Genomic DNA, 20362 nt, shown 5'->3' with positions numbered 1-20362 from the left:
AATTAATTATCAAAATTTTAATTAAAAATTAAAATTGAAAAACTTTCCATATGTCAAGCTGCGTTCATTTCTGAATTGATATTTTTGCTCAAAACAAACTGATCATGTCTAAATACATCACTTTCCTGAAAAAAGCATTGAGTGGCGAAGAAGTCGATTACACCAAAGCATCTATAAAAAGTGCGGTTCTTCTTTTGGCAATTCCGATGATGCTCGAAATGGCTATGGAATCTGTATTTGCATTAGTAGATCTGTATTTTGTAGGACATTTGAAAGAAAGCGGTTATGCCATTCAGACAGTTGGTCTCACAGAATCTGTACTTTCCGTCATGTATTCTATTGCGATCGGAATGAGTATGGCGGCAACAGCAATGGTTGCAAGACGAATTGGTGAGAAAAATCCTGAGCAGGCTTCAAGAAGTGCCGCACAGGTTTTACTGGTTTCATTTTTGGTAACCTTAGTTTTAAGTTTGTTTGGAGTAATTTATGCTGAAGAAATTTTAATTCTGATGGGTTCAAAACCAGAAGCTGCAGCTTATGGAAAAGATTTTACAAGAATTATGATGGGAAGCAGCGTCATTATCATGCTGTTATTTTTAATTAATGGGATTTTCCGTGGAGCAGGAAATGCGGCGATTGCAATGAAATCTTTGTGGATTGCCAATATTGCCAATATTATTTTGTGCCCTGTTTTGATTAAAGGTTTCGGACCTGTTCCTGCAATGGGGTTAACGGGAGCTGCTTTGGCAACGACGATCGGAAGAAGTATTGGTGTTATTTACCAATTGTATCATCTTTTAATTGCCGATACTCAGATCAGAATTCACCTTAACTATTTTAAGCCAAAATTTGATGTTATAAAATCTGTCGTAAAAATTGCCACACCCGGAATTTTTCAGTTTGTCATTGCTTCCTGTAGTTGGATTTTCTTAGCCAATTTGGTTGCAACAACCGGTGGTGAAAATGCTTCTGCGGGTTATCAGACCGCTTTACGGCTAATGATGTTCTTCATGCTTCCGGCTTGGGGACTGAGCAATGCTGCTTCAACTTTGGTTGGTCAGAATATGGGAGCCAACGAAATGCAGAGAGCCGAAGAATCGGTTATGAAAACCGTAAAATATAACGTGATTTTCATGTTGACGGTAAGTCTGGTATTTTTTCTTTTAGGTGATTTTTTGGTTGCATTTTTCACTCAGGAGCCTGAAATTGTAAATTTTGCTAAAAATGCTTTACACATTATGAGTGTTGGCTTTATTTTCTACGGTATCGGAATGGTGATGATTAATGCATTCAACGGAGCCGGAGATACCTGGACACCAACCTGGGTGAATCTTTTCGGATTTTGGCTGTTTCAGATTCCATTAGCTTACTTTCTTGCAAAATATCTGGAGATGGGACCAAAAGGTGTTTTTATTTCAATTCCTGCTGCAGAAACTTTAATAACGATCGTTGCTTTTATCTTATTTAAAAGAGGAAAATGGAAAACGGTAAAAGTGTAGGAAGGATGGTTTCTTGAAGCTGATGACGGAAGTTCATTACTGGAATGCAAATTTTAGGGTTAAAAAACTTCCAGCTTCCATCATCAATCTTTCAGCCAAAAAACATTATAAAAATTTTAACAGCCTAAATCTTTGATTTTTAACCTCAGTTTTATAAATTCGTATATCAACCAAAATTTATTGCTATGGGAAAAGGAGACAAAAAATCAAGAAGAGGTAAGATCAACAATGGTAGCTACGGAAAAAGAAGACCGAGAAAAGATGCTAAATCAGTTGTAGCCTCTGAAGAAAAATCTAAAAAGTAAAAGGAATAAAAAAGACCAGAGAAATTCTCTCTGGTCTTTTTTTATCATTTCAAAAGGTTTATTTTCCCCCAAAAAGTCCGCCAAGAAGGTCTCCAATGCCGCCTCCGCCTTGCTGCTTTTGTTGGCCTCCTCCCAAAACACTTCCTAAGATGTCATTCAGAGGATTTCCTGAAGATTGCGATTGTCCGCCACCTAAAACGCTTCCAAGAATATCATTTAAAGGATTTGATTGTTGTTGCTGAGCCTGATTTTGAGCTCCACCCAAAATTCCGCCTAAAAGATCTCCAAGACCTCCGGCTCCAACATTATTCTGTTGTTTTTCTTTACCGATATATCCCATAATCACAGGAGCAAGCATCGCTAAGATCGGACCTATTTTATCAATAGAAATTCCTGTGTTTTGCGACAATTGGTTTTCAACAGTATTTTTTTCGCTTCCGAAAATGTGAGAAAGAATAGAACCTCCTTCATTTTGTCTGGATTCGAGTTGCGAAGTGTCATTCAGAATACTTCCGTCATGATCTTTGTCCAAAGCGTTGTTTAAAGCTTCAGCTTCTTTTGCATCCTGAGATTTGTTTCGTAAATAAGAAATAACAAGTGGTGTAGCGACTGCTAAGAGCGCAATAATCTGATTTTTGCTGATTCCGAATTTGTTTTCAGCCTGTTCTGCAACCTGGTTTCCTGTATTACCAGTAAGTAAATCAATTAAACTCATTTTGTGTTTATATTTTTATTTGTTAATCAACTCAAAGTTATCAAAAAATATGAAATACAGTCATTTATTCACAATTAAAATTTAATCAAACATCAAAAAATTAGGCTTAATTCTTTAAAATAGGGACATTGGAACAAGCTTCACCAAACATTAAAGATTTTACAACCGGACTCAGTTTTTCTACCAATTCTACATATGCGTTCTCCGGAATAGATTTGTCTGAACATCCTTTTACCAAGACTCTTTTGCCGTTCATTTCAGAGAAGTCATAATCTCTTACGGCTTCATGCATCAGGATCATTTCAAGGTTTTCAGCACTACCGTAAACAATTTTTTTAGCAGTATCAGTCAGTTTTGCCGTAATCAGGAAATAAGCCCAAAGCGGAACAATCGCATCTGCCGAATTGTAAACATAAATATAAGCGTCTTTGTATTCTTCTAAGTTGATTGCTGCTACCTTCTCACGAAAATCTTTTTCTTTTAAAACCATCTCCATAAAAAGAAAATCTTTCAGATCAATTCCTTTTCTTTCTCCTTTTGGGAGCAATGTAGACAAGTCGAAATTGATTAATCCGCTTGCTGCCACTTTATTTTTTATTTCAAATTCTTCTGACATTTTTATCATTATCTTTGAAGCAAATTTACTCAATTATAATTTGAATTTTGATGTTTGAAACTGTCAGTTCAATAGATAAAATCATTCATCGTACATCAATTATTATTTATGAAATATTACATCATTGCAGGAGAAGCTTCCGGAGATTTGCACGGAAGCAATTTAATGAAAGCTTTAAAGGAAAAAGATTCCAACGCAGAATTCAGATTTTGGGGTGGAGATCTTATGCAGAAACAAGGCGGAACTTTGGTGAAACATTATCGTGACCTTGCTTTTATGGGATTTCTTGAAGTAGCGATGAACCTGAGAACAATTTTAAATAACATTAAATTCTGCAAGGAAGACATTAAAAATAATAAACCGGATGTTCTTATTTTGGTAGATTATCCCGGATTCAATCTTAGAATCGCAAAATTTGCCAAAGAATTAGGGATAAAAGTGGTTTACTATATTTCACCACAACTTTGGGCGTGGAAGGAAGGCCGTGTGGAAATCATCAAAAAATATGTCGATGAAATGATGGTAATCCTACCTTTCGAGGAAGATTTTTATCATAAACATGGTGTAAAATCTCATTTTGTGGGACATCCCTTGCTGGATGCGATTTCTTCACTTCAAGAAATCAATATTGAGAATTTTAAATCTGAAAATGGTTTAAACGAAAAAGAAATCATTGCACTTTTACCGGGTTCCAGAAAACAGGAAGTCGAAAAAATGTTGGAAATCATGCTTTCTGTTCGTCCGTATTTTGAAAATTACCAGTTTGTGATTGCAGGTGCGCCAAGCTTAGATAAAGAGTTTTACCAAAAATATGTGGATGAAAATGTGCATTTTGTTTCTAATAAAACATACGATTTGTTGAGGTGTTCGAAAGCCGCTTTGGTCACTTCGGGAACGGCAACATTAGAAACTGCTTTGCTGAATATTCCTGAAGTAGTTTGCTATCGCGGAAGTAAAATTTCTTATGCTATTGCCAAAAGACTGGTTAAAAATATCAAATATATTTCTCTGGTCAATTTGATTATGGATAGGGAAGTGGTGAAAGAATTGATTCAGAACGAACTCAATACTCAAAACCTTGTTAAAGAACTGAATTTCGTTGTTGAAGGCAAAAAAAGAAGCAAAATGCTTCAAGATTTTAAGTTACTTAGAGAGAAATTAGGCGGGGAAGGAGCGAGCGAAAATGCTGCGGATGTTATTTTAAATCTAAAAAAGTAGTCATTATTTAATTTTTGTGTTCTAAAATTTTCTAACTTAGTTTGTTCAAACACAGATGATTTTGAACAGACAGCCTCTTTTGATTCTTGTCATTTCTTTTATCCTTGGAATTTTCTTTCAGGATAAAATTTCTTTTGCACAAAGCTCTGTTACTATAATTCTCGTAATTTCTATCTTAATTTCTGGATTGTTTTTTATAAAAAATCAAATTTTATTTAAAATCAGAAATATTCTTCTCGTGATATTGTTTTTCGGGCTGGGAATATCATTCCATTTTTATAATCAAATTAATTATGAAAAATTTAATTTAAAAACCAATGAAACCATAGTTTTTAAAGTTTCAAAAAAATTAAATTCCAATGAAAAGTATAAAAAATATGAAGTTGTAGCTGAAGTTGAAAACCAAGTGTTTGAAGCGATTGTTAATGTTGAAAAGGGTAAAAAGGAACTTGATTTTAACCATTATTACAAAGCAAAAGCTTATGTTGTTCAACCGAAATCTCCTGAACATGATTTTCAGTTTGATTATTCTAAATATTTGCAGCGAAAAAATATTTTCTATCAATGCTACATCAACGGAGAGATTTCTTCTGCTTTGAGAGCTGATTTAAATTTTTCTGAAAAAATTAGGCAGAAACGTTTAGAAACCTTACAAGAAATTGACAATTCTAAAATATCTTTTCGCAGCCGTGAATTTTTAAAAGGAATTATTCTCGCAGACCGTACTGAAATTGATGCTGAAACGGTTGAGGATTTTAGCCGTTCGGGTCTGGTGCATTTTCTGGCAATTTCGGGAACGCACATTGTTGTGATTTTCGGGATGTTTTATTTTCTGATGATGAGGTTTTCTCCGGTTGGTTTTAGAAAATACGCCATCATTATCAGTTTATTTTTTATCTGGATTTTTGCGGTCTTTATCGGATTTGGAAATTCTGTGATGCGCTCCTGCATTATGATTTCGGTGTATTTTATTTATGTTTTGCTTCAAAGAAAACCAGATTTGCTTCATTCGATGGCACTTTCTGCGTTTATTATTTTAATGATTGATACGCAGCAGATTTTCGATGTTGGTTTTCAGTTGAGTTTTCTGGCGGTTTTGGGAATTTATTGGCTGAATCAACCGATCCTGAAATATCTTCCGAGGCAGGATCATTATTTCAAGAAAATAATTTACAATACGATTTCGATTTCCATTGCAGCGCAATTGGCAACTTTGCCCATGGTTTTGTATTATTTTCATCAGTTTTCTTTGATTTCAATTTTTGCCAATTTCTTTATCGTGCCGTTTTCGGAGTTGATTATTGTTTTTTCTTTTGTGATGACTGCTTTGATCGGTTTTAATGTAGATTTTGAAGGTATCAACGTTATTTATGATTTTGTGATTCAGGTTTTGTTGAAAGTCATTCATTGGTTTGCAGGTTTCGATTCGGTATTTTTTGAAAATATTCCTTTAAACTTAGTTGAGGTTTTTGCTCTGTTCGGGATTGTTTATTTTCTGAAATTTATGCTTGTGAAATTTAATTTTAAAAATATATCCAATGTTATCTTATCTGTTTTGATATTTATTCTGATTAAAGTTTCTTTTAATATTATTGAAAATCAAAAAGATGAATTTTTGGTTCATCATTATAAAAAAGATAAAATTATCTCGATCAAGAGTGGAGATCAAGCCATTTTTTGGCTAAATTCTAATGATGAGAGAGATAAGATTCAACAATATATTGTGAATTCTTATGTTTCAAAACGCAGAATTAAAAATGTTACAATTAAAAAGTTTCCGGCTTCAGCAAAAACGGTAAAATTCAAAAACAAAATATATTACTTAGATTAATATCAATAATTGAAAGTTTTCGAGTTTTTATTATTGTTTTAATTCTTATTTAGAAACATTACAAACTGCCTAATAGTGAGATTTCTCAGTTTCACGTATTGTTAACATTTCCTAATTTTGTGGAAATTCAAATTTAAGCTTAATATGGCAAGTTTAACAAGTTCTACAATAGGTAGGAAATATGCAATGGCACTTTCGGCAATGTTTCTGCTGATTTTCTTAGTGATGCACATGTCTACCAACATGACATCTGTTTTTAGTGAGGATGTTTTTAATCAGGCTTCTCATTTTATGGGATACAATCCTTTGGTGCAGTATCTTATGCAACCCGTTTTGATGTTTGCGGTAATCTTTCACTTTGTGATGGGTTTTGTTTTAGAAATTAAAAACAACAAAGCACGTCCTGTAAAATATGCGAACAATAATGGTGCAGCAAACTCTTCTTGGATGTCAAGAAACATGATTATTTCAGGAGCGGTAATTCTTGCGTTTCTTGTACTTCACTTCTACGATTTTTATTTTCCGGAAATGAATTATAAATACATTCAGGGAAATACTCCGGATGAAACAAGGTATTTTGCTGAATTACACCACAAATTTCATGATATCTGGAGAGTGGTTCTTTATGTGGTTGCTTTTGTGCTTTTAGGTTTGCACTTGGCTCACGGTTTCCAGTCTTCTTTCCAGTCTGTTGGAGCAAGACATCCGAAATATACACCAGTAATTAAAGCTTTCGGGAACTGGTATTCTATCCTTATTCCACTAGGTTTTATTTTTATTGCAATTTTTCATTACGTAACTCAATAATATCAATATACTAATATGAGTAAATTAGATTCAAAAATTCCAGCAGGTCCGCTTAAGGATAAATGGAAGCATCATAAAGACCATATGAACCTTGTTGCACCAAACAACAGAGATAAGATTGATATTATTGTTGTAGGAACAGGTTTGGCAGGAGGTTCTGCTGCAGCTACTTTGGCTGAGCAGGGTTATAATGTAAAAGCATTCTGCTATCAGGATTCCCCAAGAAGAGCGCACTCTATTGCAGCTCAGGGGGGGATCAACGCAGCTAAAAATTATCAGGGAGATGGTGACTCTACCTACAGATTGTTTTACGATACCATCAAGGGTGGTGACTACAGAGCGAGAGAGGCAAATGTTTACAGATTGGCTGAAGTTTCTGCAAATATTATTGACCAGTGTGTTGCTCAGGGAGTTCCTTTCGGGCGTGAGTACGGAGGTCAGTTAGATAACCGTTCTTTCGGTGGTGTTCAGGTAAAAAGAACTTTCTATGCAAAAGGACAGACAGGTCAGCAGTTATTATTAGGTGCCTATTCTGCAATGAGCCGCCAGATCGGTAAAGGTAGAATTAAAATGTACAACCGTCATGAAATGATGGAACTGGTAATAGTAGACGGAAAAGCAAGAGGAATCATCGCAAGAAATCTGGTAACAGGTGAAATAGAGAGACATTCTGCTCACGCGGTTGTCATTGCTTCAGGAGGTTACGGAAACGTATATTTCCTTTCTACCAACGCAATGGGTTCGAACGTTTCTGCAGCTTGGAAAATTCACAAAAAAGGAGCGTATTTCGCAAATCCTTGTTATGTACAGATTCACCCGACTTGTATTCCGGTTCACGGAACGCAGCAGTCTAAACTGACTTTGATGTCTGAATCTCTTAGAAACTCAGGAAGAATCTGGGTTCCTAAAAAGATTGAAGATTCAGTAGCGATCAGAGAAGGTAAATTGAGACCTGAAAATATTAAAGAAGAAGACAGAGATTATTATTTGGAAAGAAGATACCCTGCATTCGGAAACCTGGTTCCTAGAGACGTTGCGTCCAGAGCGGGTAAAGAAAGATGTGATGCTGGTTTCGGAATCGAAAATAATGATACTAAAGAAGGTGTTTACCTTGATTTCTCTACAGAGATCATGAAAAAAGGTAAAGAAGCCGCTATCGAAAAACATATTCACAATCCTACAGAACAGCAAATCTATGATTTAGGAAAAGCTTGGGTTGAAGAAAAGTATGGTAACTTATTCGTGATGTACGAAAAAATTACGGCGGATGATCCTTACAAAACTCCAATGAAGATTTATCCTGCAGTACATTATACAATGGGTGGTGTTTGGGTTGATTATAACTTACAGTCTACAATCCCAGGATGTTTTGTAATTGGTGAAGCTAATTTCTCGGATCACGGAGCAAACAGATTAGGAGCTTCTGCATTGATGCAAGGTTTGGCAGACGGATATTTTGTACTTCCTTATACGATTGCAGATTATCTTTCTGCAGACATCAGAACGGGAGCGATTCCTACAGATTCTAACGAATTTAATCAGGCTGAAAAAGAAATTAAAGATAAAGTAGACTTCTTCTTAAATAATAAAGGATTTCATTCAGTAGATTATTTCCACAAAAAATTAGGACACATTATGTGGAATAAGGTAGGAATGGGAAGAACTCCTGAAGGTTTAAGAGAGGCTATCACTGAAATCGAACAGGTAAAGAAAGATTTCTGGAGCGATGTGAAGGTTCCTGGAGATGCAGACGGAATGAACACTGAACTTGAAAAAGCATTCAGAGTTGCCGATTTTATCGAATTAGGTCAATTAATGGCTATCGATGCATTACACAGAAACGAATCTTGTGGTGGACACTTCAGAGAAGATCATGCTACTCCTGAAGGTGAAGCAGAAAGAGATGATGTAAACTTCAAATATGTAGGAGCTTGGGAATATCAAGGTGATGATATCAGAAATGAAGTTCTGCACAAAGAAGATCTTATCTATGAAAACATTGAAGTTAAAGCAAGAAGTTACAAATAATCTCCAACCTATAAATAAATAATTATGAGTGCAAAAAAAGGCCTTCATCTTACCCTGAAAATTTGGAGACAAAAAAATAGCAAAACTAAAGGTCAGTTTGAGACCTACAAAATATCGGATGTTTCTACAGATTCTTCATTCCTGGAGATGCTGGATATTCTTAACGAAAACCTTATCAACGATGGGAAAGAACCAATCGCTTTCGATCACGACTGTCGTGAAGGAATCTGCGGAATGTGTTCTCTTTACATCAACGGTAGAGCACACGGTCCTGATACAGGAATTACTACGTGTCAGCTTCATATGAGAATGTTCAAAGATGGTGAAACTATCGTTATTGAACCTTGGAGAAGTGCGGCGTTCCCTGTTATTAAAGATTTAATGGTAGACAGAAGTGCATTCGACAGAGTAATGGCTGCAGGTGGTTTTATCTCGGTAAACACTTCGGGAAATACGCTTGATGCAAACGCAATTCCGGTTCCTAAAGAAGATGCAGATAAAGCAATGGATGCTGCAGCTTGTATCGGATGTGGAGCTTGTGTAGCTACATGTAAAAACGGTTCTGCAATGTTATTCGTAGGAGCTAAGGTTTCTCAGTATGCTCTTTTACCTCAAGGTAGAGTAGAAGCAAAACGTAGAGTTCTGAACATGGTGAAAGCTATGGACGACGAAGGATTCGGAAACTGTTCAAATACAGGAGCTTGTGAAGTAGAATGTCCTAAAGGAATTTCTCTTGAGAATATCGCAAGAATGAACAGAGAGTATATGGCTGCTTATGCAGACAGAGGATAATCTGTTTGAAAAATAAATTACAAAAATCGTCTTCTCACAGGAAGGCGATTTTTTAGTTAAATCTTTCATAAAATAAGTTTAAATATTATATCTGTTGACTTGAAAAACTTATTTTTGCTAAATTATTTAAAAACAAAAATGAAATCGAAGATTCAGTCATTCCAAAAAAATAATTATACAATAATGATTAAAAAATATCTTTTGTTGTTTGTCATTGCCATATTTGCAATGTCTTGTTCAAAAAAAGTTGAAGTAAAAGGAAAAATCGCAGGAAGTTCTCCTCTAGAGAGAATCGAGTTTGTAGAAGCTTCAGGAGTGGCAACTCTTCCGCTTGCCAATTTCGGGATCGATAAAGACGGAAACTTTACAGGAACTTTCGAAGCTCCGAAAAACGGAATGTACGTTATGAATTATGCCGGAAAACAAAACTTGATTTTCCTTAAAGGAGGTCAGAAATTAAATATCTCAGGTAATTCAGCGACGTTCCCCAACGAATATGTCGTTACAGGTGATGCTAAAAATGATAACGATTTCTTTCAGGCTTGTCAGAAATTCTTAATGAGCTATGGTCAGGGTCTAAATATTCAGGAACTGGTTGCTGGTGACGAAAACAATTATGTAAAGGCAATGCAGAAAATCGAAGCAGACATCAATAAAAACATTGATGAAAATGTGAAGAAATACAATCCTGGTAAAGAAGTAGTGGAGTGGAAAAAGATTGATGCTAAAACGGCAATTCTTAATTTATTGGTAAATTATGAAATGTCTAAAAAGATGGGCGGCAATCCATCTTTCAAATTGGGTAAAGTTTTCACAGATTATGAGAACAAACTGCAGGAAAATAAAGATACAATGGTAAAAACAAGTCCGTTCTACAGACAGTATCTTTTAACCAAAATGAGTCCTGATTTCCAAAAGTTTGCTCAGGCAAAAACTCAGGGAAAAACAGATGTTACCACTTCAGAATTGTTTAACGAGTTTTTAAAAGGTAAAAAAGAAATTTCTCAGACAGAGAAAGATTATTTATTGGCTTTCGTAATGGCTCAGTCAGATATGCATCCGCAAACTCCGGCTGCTGCAACAGACAAAATCAAAAAAATTATCGAGGAAGACATTAAAGATGCTACCATCAAAGCTGACCTGAAAAAAATGCAGTTTGCGATCAACGGGTTTAAAGTTGGAGACGATGCACCAGAAGCCTCATTGGTAAAAGAAGATGGTTCAGCTTACAAATTAAGCGAAAACAAAGGTAAACCTTACATGATTGTATTCTATGCATCTTGGAATCCTTATATTAAAGAAGGTACTGTTCCTGTTCTGAAAGAAGTTGTAAATTTCTACAAATCTAAAATGAACTTTGTATTTGTAAATCTTGATGATACCAAAGAGCAGTTTGGGAAAACAAGCAAAGCAATGTTCAATGGAATTACCGGAACTAATGTTTACGGAGATGGAGGTCTTAATTCTGATATTGCTAAAAAATATGGAATTTATGGATTTAAATTACCAAGCTTTATTATTGTTGATAAAAACGGTAAAATCGCAAGCAGACCTTTCAATAATCTGGGTGATCAGGATTTGGTGACATTATTAGATAAGCAAACAGGGTTATCTGCGCCAAAAGTTGCACCGCAACCACAATTGCAGCTTGATCCGTCAGCTTTCCAGCAGGCTCCACAGGTAGAAGAAGCCCCTAAAACACAAGAGGCGCCTGCTCCTGCTCCAACTAAATAATCGAGTTAAAAAAGTATAAAAGAAACCTTGTCTTCGGATAAGGTTTTTTTTATTGTATTTTTGCAGACTGAAACCGGACAAGTTTCAATTAGAAAAAATAGAAAAATCAGAATGGGTAGGAAGAATAATAAGAAAAATTTAATTCTTGAAAATATAAAATTAGTTTCTGCAGGAGCAAAAGGTGTTGCTATCGGAAGAACCGAAGAAGGTAAAGCGGTGATGGTTTCCGGAGCAATTCCGGGTGATGTTGTTAACGTACGAGTTAAAAAAGCGAAATCAAACTATTTTGAAGGGGAAGCTGTAGATGTTATCGAAAGGTCTCCTTACAGAGTTGAGCCAAAATGTATTCACTTCGGAACTTGTGGTGGCTGCAAATGGCAGAATATGAGCTACGAAAAGCAGCTTGATTTTAAACAGGAAGAAGTTTATAATAATATTAAAAGAATTGGCGGAATTGATGATTTCGTTACTGTTCCTATTCTAGGTTCTGAAGAACAATATTTTTACAGAAACAAAATGGAATTCTCATTCTCGAATGCAAGATGGCTGACTCAGTATGAGATCAGTTCAGAAGAGAATTTCGGAAGCAAAGATGCTCTTGGTTTCCATATTCCAGGGATGTGGAGTAAGATTTTGGATCTTAAAGAATGTTTCCTACAGGAAGATCCTTCCAACGCAATTCGTTTAGCTGTAAAAAAATATGGAGTTGATCATGGTTTAGATTTTTTCGATGTTAAAAATCAAGAGGGTTTTCTGAGAACTTTGATGATGAGACAAAATTCCAAAGGAGAATGGATGGTTTTGTTCCAACTTTACAGAGAAGAAAAAGAAAACAGAGAGAAATTGTTTACTTATTTGCTGGAAAATTTTCCTCAGATCAAAACTTTGGTGTATGCAATTAATCCAAAACAGAATGATTCAATTTATGATTTAAATGTAAATGTGTATTTTGGTGAAGGGTTTTTAATGGAAGAAATGGATGGTTTGAAATTTAAAATCGGCCCGAAATCATTCTTCCAGACCAATTACAAGCAGGCTTTAGAATTATATAGAAAAACACTTGAATTTGCCGATTTAAAAGGTGATGAAGTTGTTTACGATTTATATACAGGAACCGGAACAATTGCTCAGTATGTTGCAAGAAATGCAAAGCAGGTAATCGGAATTGAATCGGTTCAGGAAGCTATCGACGCAGCAATTGAGCACGCCGAATTGAACGGTTTAACGAATACGACATTCTATTGTGGAGATATGAAAGATGTTTTCACAAAAGAATTTTTAGAAAATCATCCAAAAGCGGATGTATTGATTACCGATCCGCCAAGAGACGGAATGCACCAGAAAGTAGTAGAGCAGATTTTAAAATTAGCTCCCGAAAAAGTAGTGTATGTGAGCTGTAATTCTGCAACTCAGGCGAGAGATTTGGCTTTGATGAAAGACCACTACACTCTGGTGAAAATTCTGCCGGTAGATATGTTCCCGCAAACCCACCATGTGGAGAATATTGCGCTCCTTATCAAGAAATAATTACGTAGATTTGAATTGATTTTATTAAAAGTTTAATGAATATGATAAAGAACTGTAAAGCTTTTTTTCTGTTGACTGCTTTGATTTTTGGTCAGCAAACCATTTCCGCTCAGGAAAAAGATTCAACGGCAGTAAAAAAAGATACCGCTGTAGTAAAAAAAGATGATAAAAAGAAAAGTCCGATCAAACCATTTAAAGATATTATTACCGATAAAGCGGTTTCTGATCAGGGAGTTTTTACGGTTCATAAAGTAGACGATAAATATTATTTCGAAATTCCGGATGCAATGCTGAAAAAGGAATTTCTTCTCGTGACAAGATTAACGAAAGCTGCTGCAGGAATGCGTTCCGGAACTTCCGGTTATGCAGGAGACCAAATCGGTCAGCAAGTAATCGCTTTTGAAAAAGGTCCTAAAGATAAAATCTTGTTACGTTCAATATCTCACGTTGATTATGCGAAAGATTCTACATCTCAGATGTATAATTCGGTAACGAGAAATAACGTACAGTCTATCATTAAATCTTTTGATGTAAAAGCTTACGGATTGAAGAAAAATTCTTCTGTGATTGAAGTTACCGATGTTTTAAATTCTGATAACGAACTGACATCTTTTTCGGTTTGGGCTAAAGATTCCTACAGAGTAGGAACTTTTCAGAAAGATATGTCTTTTGTGAATTTCGTTAAATCTTTTCCAAACAATATTGAAATTAATACCACTAAAACTTTCGCAAGAACTTTAGGCAGACCTGCAACTCCGGCTGTTCCGGGAATGCCCGCTCCTAAAATCAGCGGAAATTATACCGTAGAAATCAATTCTTCTTTTGTACTTCTTCCTGAAAACAAAATGCAGGCAAGATATTTTGATCCAAGAGTTGGTTATTTTACCGTAGGTTATACCGATTTCGATTTGGATCCTCAAGGTGTAAAAAGAGTTTCTTTGGTAAAAAGATGGCGTCTTGAGCCAAAACCACAGGATGTAGAAAAATACAATAAAGGTGAGCTGGTAGAACCTTCCAAACCAATTGTATTCTATATCGACCCTGCAACTCCGAAAAAATGGGTTCCTTATTTAATTCAAGGGGTGAATGATTGGCAAAAAGCTTTTGAAAAAGCAGGATTCAAAAATGCAATTGTTGCAAAAGTTCCGGATCCTAAAGTTGATACAGAATGGAGTCTGGAAGATGCAAGATTTTCTGCCATCGTTTATAAACCTTCAGATGTCCCCAACGCTTCAGGACCTTCAATTGCCGATCCGAGAACGGGTGAGATTTTAGAAAGTCACATCAATTGGTATCATAACGTCATGTTGTTGTTGAGAAACTGGTATTTTGTACAGGCTTCTCCAAACGATCCAAGAGCCAGAAAGATGGAATTCGACGAAAAACTGATGGGCGAATTAATTCGTTTTGTTTCCTCGCATGAAGTGGGTCACACTTTAGGTTTAAGACATAACTATGGTTCAAGCTCAACTGTTCCTGTTGAAAAACTAAGAGATAAAAAATGGCTGGAGAAAAACGGTCATACTCCTTCGATTATGGATTATGCAAGATTTAATTATGTTGCGCAACCTGAAGATAATATTGGTGATTCAGGGATTTTCCCGAGAATTGGTGATTATGATGATTGGGCAATCGAGTGGGGATACAAAAGATTTAATCAGTTTAAAACTCCCGATGCTGAAAAAGAATACCTTAATCAGTGGGTCATCAAAAATCTGAAAAACGAAAGGCTTTGGTTCGGTACAGAGACAAATCCTTTAGATCCAAGATCGCAGAGTGAGCAGGTTGGTGACAATGCGATGATTGCAAGTACTTACGGAATCAAAAATCTGAAAAGAATTGTAGATAATCTTGATAGCTGGACGAAAACTCCGAATGAAGATTACAAAAATCTTGAAATGATGTATGATCAGGTGACTACACAGTTCAGAAGATATTTAGGTCACGTTTCAAAATATATTGGCGGACAAATGGAAACTCCGAAAACGGCAGAACAGTCTGGCTCCGTTTATGAAGTAGTTGCCAAGAAAGATCAAAAAGAAGCTTTACAGTTTTTAGATGAAAATATTTTCACGACTCCACAATGGTTGCTGAAAAAAGATATTTTTGAGAAAACAGGAAAAACTCCTGTAAAAACAGTTGAAGAAATTCAGAACGGAGTTTTAGGAAGAATTTTAAGTCAGATGGTTCTTCAGAGTTTGTATGAGTCGGAAGCCGTTAATCAGAATTCATATTCATTGATCGAATATTTTTCAGATTTAAACAATTCAATTATTAAAAAAGACAACGCAGATATTTACGGAAGAAATCTTCAGAGAAATTATGTTGATGCTTTAATTAAATTAATTGATACCAAAAATTCAGATAAGTCTGATGTTTCAGCGATTGTGAGAGGAAATTTGAACACCATTAAAAAAGATCTTGCAGCGAAAACTACTTCCAACGATTTGGTTAATAAATACCATTACGAAGATTTGGTTTTCCGTATTGAGAAAGCTTTAGATCCGAAATAAATTCAGCTATGAAATATTTAAAATTCATATTATTCATATTTACTTTGTCATTGATTTCTTGCGGAAGTGATGACGACATCTGTGAAAGCGGTGAAGGAACCCCAAGAATGAAAATCATGTTTAAAAGAGAAGGGAAAATCACAGATATAGACTCCATAAGAGTTTATGCAGACCTTGGAACAAGCATTATCGATTTGGGATGGAAGCTAAAGGTTGACTCTGTGTTTGTTCCTTTGCGCGTTGATGATTCTCCTTTTACCGATCTTTATATTAAAACAACAACAGAAGAAGATTCTACGAGAGTAAGAGTAAGCTATACCACTAAATCTATTTACGTTTCTCCAGGATGTGGTGTAAAAAGAAATTATGAAAATGTAAACTCCGTATTATCAACCCCAAATTCCTTAAAAAGTCTTGAGCAGGGACAAAATTTTATAGACAATGAAGAAAAAACTAATTTATTCTTTAATTTTTAGTGTTTTAAGTTTTTGGAATCTTTCTGCACAGGAAAAAGAAGAAACCGAAAAACCAAAATGGAAATATGAACCCAACTTTATAGTAGGCGTAGATGTTCTGAATGCAGGTGTTTCTTTTTTCTCCGACAGGCAATTGTTTCAGGGGTTTATTTCTTCCAAAGTAAAAGATAACCTTCACGGGATAATTGAAGCTGGTTTTGATAAAAATATTTACCAGAACAATGGCTACGATGCGAAAGCAAGTGGCCCTTTTGCAAAGATCGGAGCTTTTTATATGCTGGCAAGAGATCGTGAGAATGATTTTAACGGATTTTATGGAGGGGGCAAAATAGCCGGTTCATTCTATAAACAGGAATATATGGCAATTCCGGTAAGAGGTTTTGGCGGAAACAGTTCTACGGTATCCATGCCTTCATCATCACAGTCATCTTTTTGGCTGGAAGGAACGTTAGGGGGAAGAGTACAGTTGTTTGAATCGAATTTTTACATTGATGTAAGTATGCAGCCGAGATATTTAATGGTAACCTCGAAACAGGACGAAGTTGTACCAATGATTGTTCCGGGCTTCGGAAAAAGCTCCAGCAAATTCAATATGGGCTTTGCATGGAATATTGCCTACAAGTTTTAAAATAAAAAAAAGAGCAGGTTTTACTTGCTCTTTTTTGTTTCTATTACTTTCTTCATTTCATCATAAAGATTTTTCAGTTCAATAGGAGGATTTCCTGCATCGAATTCTGAAGATTGATAATCAGTTCCGTTTTTAGTAATAGTAATAGAAGAAGCGAAAGCTGCGTCGCTGTATCTTTTCGTCGATGGTGATTCAAGTTTTGAGATTCCTTCTAAATTAATCTTTTCAGCAGCCTCAGAAATTTTTGCCCAGTTATCCTGTGTAATTTCTTCTGTTTTACTATTTCCGTTTAAAGCTGTTTCAAGCTTGCCATTTGTTAAGATGAAGATACGGTTTGTACCCCTCGTTCGTTCTGTTAAAGAAATTTTTTCTGTACTCAATTTTAATTTTTTAGTAGAAGTACTCTTTGATTTGCAATTCAATAGTATTGCGGATATTATTAACAAAAATATCGTAATATATTTCATTGTAATTTGTTTTTTGATAATGGGTTAAAATAAAAATTTTGTTGTATTCTAAGCAAATTAATGATTTTTTTTAAATAAAATTAATAGAATATTAATGTAAATGTAATTTATATTATATTTGCGAAAGATTTAAATTAATTCTAAAATAGTATGAAAAAACTCATTACTGCTTTATTTTGTAGTTTACTTGGTGGTTCCGCTATTGCACAGTGGTCACCAATAACTATAAGTAGAAGTAAAGAGATTGTTCCAGGATCAATCTCACAGCATTTTAAATTGGATCTTAACTTATTAAAATCACAATTAAAAGATGCTCAAGAAACCGGACCCGTTGCAAAACCAGTCTATATTTCATTACCTAATATAAAAGGTAAAATGGAGAGATTTGCAGTATATAGCTTCCCTGTAATGGTAAAAGAATTGGCAGATCAATATCAATTGGGTTCGTATGTAGGTGTTAGTGTGGATAATCCAACTAAATTCCTTAGATTCTCAGTGTCTCCGAATGATTTTAGCTCAATGGTTATCAATAATGGTACTTACGAATTTATTGATGCACAAAATAGTGATAAAACTGTTTATGGAGTTTATCATAAATCATCAAAAGACGGAAAAGCTTTTGTTTGTAATACTTCAGAAGGAACAGCTGCGATTACTCAGATGAAAGAGCTTCAACAAAGTGGTCAGGTATTTACCAATCAACCAACCGATTTTTCTAAAAGTTCTGATAAAAAATACAGAACGATGAGATTGGCATTGTCTGCAACAGGTGAATATACAGCATTCCATGGTGGAACAGTTGCTTTAGCACTTGCTGCTATGAATACAACAATGACGAGAGTAAATGGGGTTTTTGAAAAAGATTTAGCTTTGCACTTAAATATTCAGAATTATCCTGCCATTATTTACACTAATGCTGCTCAAGATCCTTACACAGGTAACTTAAATGTACAGTTGCAACAAACTTTAACATCGATAGTAGGAAATGATAATTATGATATCGGGCATGTATTTAATGCTGCGGGAAATAATGGAAATGCAGGATGTATTGGCTGTGTATGTATAAACCCAGCAACACCAACAACAACTGCAAAAGGATCAGGTTTTACACAAAGTACAAGTCCTGTAGGTCCTGGTTTTGATATTGATTTTGTAGCTCATGAAATGGGTCACCAATTGGGAGGTAATCATACATTTGCACATGCTTTAGAAGGATCCGGTACCAATGTTGAACCAGGCTCAGGATCTACAATTATGGGGTATGCCGGAATTACAGGTGCAACTACTGATGTACAGACAAATTCTGATCCATTCTTTCATAAAGTAAGTATACTTCAGATTCAGAATAATTTGAATGTAAAAACTTGTGATGTGGAAACTACGATTAATAATAATCCACCAGTAATCGCTGCTTTACCTACATATAATATTCCTAAAGGAACTGCGTTTGTTTTAACTGCTTCTGCCACAGATCCAGAAAATGACCCGCTTACTTATATGTGGGAGCAAGTAGATAATGCTTCAGTTGTAATTAATAAAACAAATATTGGATCTACGACTACAGGGGCAACTTTTAGGTCATTGGTGCCTACAGCTAGTGCTACAAGATATTTTCCTAAGTTAGCATCAGTTTTAAATGGAGTTTTAGATAACTCTAACGATGAATGGGAATCAGTTTCAAAAGTTGCTAGAACTACAAAGTTTTCGGTTACAGTAAGGGATAATAATCCTATAGCAACACAACAACAAACTCAATTTGCTGAACAAACTATTGTTGTAGGTAATGAAGGTCCATTTAAACTAAATACAATTTTTGCAAACATCAGTATTCCTACTCCAATTGAATGGGATGTAGCAGGAACTAATGCTGCACCATACAATGTTGCTAATGTTAAAATTGACTATACTGTTGATAATGGTGCTACTTGGACTGTTTTGAGCGCTTCTACACCTAATGACGGAACAGAAAATTTCACGTTTGCATCATCTATGAATGGTCAAACGATTAAAGTGAGAGTATCTTCAATTGGAAATGTATTTTATGCGATAAAATCTATTACTGTAACTCAATTTGCTCCTTGTAATGGTACTGCACCATCAAGTATTGTAGTTAATAATGTTACAACTAGTTCTGCAACAGTGAACTGGGCGCCAGTTGCGAATGCTACTTTTGTAGTCAGATATAAAAAGATTGTTGATACGAGTTGGACGACTTTGACGACATCGTCAACAACTATTGTACTTCCGAATCTTCTTGATGGTACTGCTTATGAAGTACAAATAGCAACTGTTTGTAGTGGAACTCAAGGTAGCTTCTCCGCTTCTTCTAACTTTACTACAACAGCAATGACCACTTATTGTCCAGTAGTTTCAGGGGGTGCTACTGATGATTATATTTCAAATGTAAGTTTGGCTAATATGACTAATGCATCAGGTGCAAGTACTTATACTAGCTATGTTTCTAATCCTGCATTACAGATTAATTTAAATTCTGGTGCTACGTATACATTATCAATTACTAGAGCTTACTTGCAAAGTCCTGGTGGGCCTTATCCTGCAGCAACATCTGTATGGATGGATTACAATAGGAATGGTGTTTTTGAAGAGTCAGAGAGAATACTGACATCTCCTACCGCTAATGGTACTCCAAATCCTCTTACCTTCGCATTCACAGTTCCAAATAATGCAGTTCAAGGTCTTGGATTAAGAATGAGAGTTGGTATGCTATACGTAAATTCTGCAGGTGTATCTTTGATAGGAGCATGCGGTAATTATGCAAATTATTTAGGTGAGTTTGAAGATTATAATGTTGTAATCACTGGTAATTTGGCTACAAATGAATCTGGTACTGTAAAAAATAATGGAATTCAAATCTATCCAAATCCTGCAACAGATTTCTTGAATGTAACAAAAGTTTCTGATAAAGCGATGTATAAAATTTATAGCGCAGCAGGCCAGTTAATTTCTAGTGGAAATATTTTAAGTGGAAAAATTAATGTATCATCATTAATTAAAGGAGCTTATGTAATTTCTATTGAAGATAAAGGAAAAGAGAAATTTAATAGCAAGTTCATTAAAAAATAAAACCTTCGTTTTTAATACTTATAAATCCTCAGAATTGTCTGGGGATTTTTTTATTATTTTAGTTTTTAGTTGTGTTTAGTTAATTACTATTAAAAAAATATATGTAAATGTATTTATTGTTA

General features: G+C 35.1%; 16 protein-coding genes. 13 read left to right on the top strand and 3 right to left on the bottom strand.

Annotated features, from left to right (window positions below; translation table 11 throughout):
- Positions 1-104 precede the first annotated feature (104 nt).
- Together BM371_RS17645 and BM371_RS17640 are read left to right on the top strand one after the other, a co-directional pair.
- Positions 105-1499: an MATE family efflux transporter gene (locus BM371_RS17645; protein WP_034679082.1), complete on the top strand. Its 1395-nt coding sequence runs from the start codon at positions 105-107 to the stop codon at positions 1497-1499.
- Positions 1500-1684: 185 nt separating this feature from the next.
- The gene (locus BM371_RS17640) at positions 1685-1804 is read left to right on the top strand and encodes a 30S ribosomal protein THX (protein ID WP_065720056.1); all 120 of its coding nucleotides are present in this window, start codon (positions 1685-1687) and stop codon (positions 1802-1804) included.
- A gap of 58 nt (positions 1805-1862) precedes the next feature.
- Here BM371_RS17640 and BM371_RS17635 read toward each other — a convergent pair whose 3' ends face one another.
- Positions 1863-2519: a DUF937 domain-containing protein gene (locus tag BM371_RS17635; protein ID WP_034679085.1), complete on the bottom strand. Its 657-nt coding sequence runs from the start codon at positions 2517-2519 to the stop codon at positions 1863-1865.
- 106 nt (positions 2520-2625) lie between these two features.
- Positions 2626-3135: a DUF2480 family protein gene (locus tag BM371_RS17630; protein WP_034679086.1), complete on the bottom strand. Its 510-nt coding sequence runs from the start codon at positions 3133-3135 to the stop codon at positions 2626-2628.
- A 108-nt stretch (positions 3136-3243) separates the two neighbouring features.
- Here BM371_RS17630 and lpxB point away from each other — a divergent pair, with 108 nt between their 5' ends.
- The 10 genes from lpxB (at position 3244) to BM371_RS17580 (ending at position 16689) form a co-directional block, all read left to right on the top strand.
- Positions 3244-4353, top strand: a complete 1110-nt coding sequence (gene lpxB, locus BM371_RS17625; RefSeq protein WP_034679087.1) for a lipid-A-disaccharide synthase — start codon at positions 3244-3246, stop codon at positions 4351-4353.
- 55 nt (positions 4354-4408) lie between these two features.
- Positions 4409-6184 (top strand): ComEC/Rec2 family competence protein, encoded by a 1776-nt coding sequence (locus BM371_RS17620; protein ID WP_051883018.1) that lies wholly within the window; start codon positions 4409-4411, stop codon positions 6182-6184.
- A gap of 144 nt (positions 6185-6328) precedes the next feature.
- Positions 6329-6991 carry a succinate dehydrogenase cytochrome b subunit gene (locus BM371_RS17615; protein ID WP_034679089.1) on the top strand — a complete coding sequence of 221 codons (663 nt, stop codon included), beginning with the start codon at positions 6329-6331 and terminating at the stop codon, positions 6989-6991.
- Positions 6992-7006: 15 nt separating this feature from the next.
- Complete coding sequence (locus BM371_RS17610) at positions 7007-9019, top strand: fumarate reductase/succinate dehydrogenase flavoprotein subunit (RefSeq protein ID WP_034679091.1); 2013 nt, start codon at positions 7007-7009, stop codon at positions 9017-9019.
- 24 nt (positions 9020-9043) lie between these two features.
- Positions 9044-9811: a succinate dehydrogenase/fumarate reductase iron-sulfur subunit gene (locus tag BM371_RS17605; protein ID WP_034679092.1), complete on the top strand. Its 768-nt coding sequence runs from the start codon at positions 9044-9046 to the stop codon at positions 9809-9811.
- A gap of 138 nt (positions 9812-9949) precedes the next feature.
- Entirely contained in the window at positions 9950-11545 is a 1596-nt protein-coding gene (locus tag BM371_RS17600) for a TlpA family protein disulfide reductase (protein ID WP_228376806.1), read from the top strand.
- Between the two features lie 111 nt (positions 11546-11656).
- Positions 11657-13072, top strand: a complete 1416-nt coding sequence (gene rlmD, locus BM371_RS17595; protein WP_034679296.1) for a 23S rRNA (uracil(1939)-C(5))-methyltransferase RlmD — start codon at positions 11657-11659, stop codon at positions 13070-13072.
- Between the two features lie 41 nt (positions 13073-13113).
- Complete coding sequence (locus BM371_RS17590) at positions 13114-15585, top strand: zinc-dependent metalloprotease (protein WP_081874595.1); 2472 nt, start codon at positions 13114-13116, stop codon at positions 15583-15585.
- An 8-nt stretch (positions 15586-15593) separates the two neighbouring features.
- A complete protein-coding gene (locus BM371_RS17585; RefSeq protein ID WP_034679093.1) occupies positions 15594-16061 on the top strand; it encodes a DUF6452 family protein in 468 nt (155 codons plus the stop codon).
- A complete protein-coding gene (locus BM371_RS17580) occupies positions 16027-16689 on the top strand; it encodes a DUF6048 family protein (RefSeq protein ID WP_034679094.1) in 663 nt (220 codons plus the stop codon). Before BM371_RS17585 ends, BM371_RS17580 begins: the two co-directional genes overlap by 35 nt.
- Positions 16690-16709: 20 nt before the next feature.
- On the opposite strand, the gene BM371_RS17575 is transcribed toward BM371_RS17580, so the two are convergent.
- On the bottom strand, positions 16710-17069 hold the full coding sequence (locus BM371_RS17575) for a hypothetical protein (RefSeq protein WP_131431015.1): 360 nt from the start codon (positions 17067-17069) through the stop codon (positions 16710-16712).
- 237 nt (positions 17070-17306) lie between these two features.
- Between BM371_RS17575 and BM371_RS17570 the strand changes: the two genes are divergently transcribed.
- On the top strand, positions 17307-20240 hold the full coding sequence (locus tag BM371_RS17570) for a reprolysin-like metallopeptidase (RefSeq protein WP_034679098.1): 2934 nt from the start codon (positions 17307-17309) through the stop codon (positions 20238-20240).
- The last annotated feature ends 122 nt before the right edge of the window (positions 20241-20362 follow it).

It is taken from the genome of Chryseobacterium formosense (assembly GCF_900116415.1).
GTDB lineage: Bacteria > Bacteroidota > Bacteroidia > Flavobacteriales > Weeksellaceae > Chryseobacterium > Chryseobacterium formosense.
The sequence above is the reverse complement of the archived record's forward strand: the minus strand, read 5'-3'. Positions and strand labels throughout refer to the sequence as shown.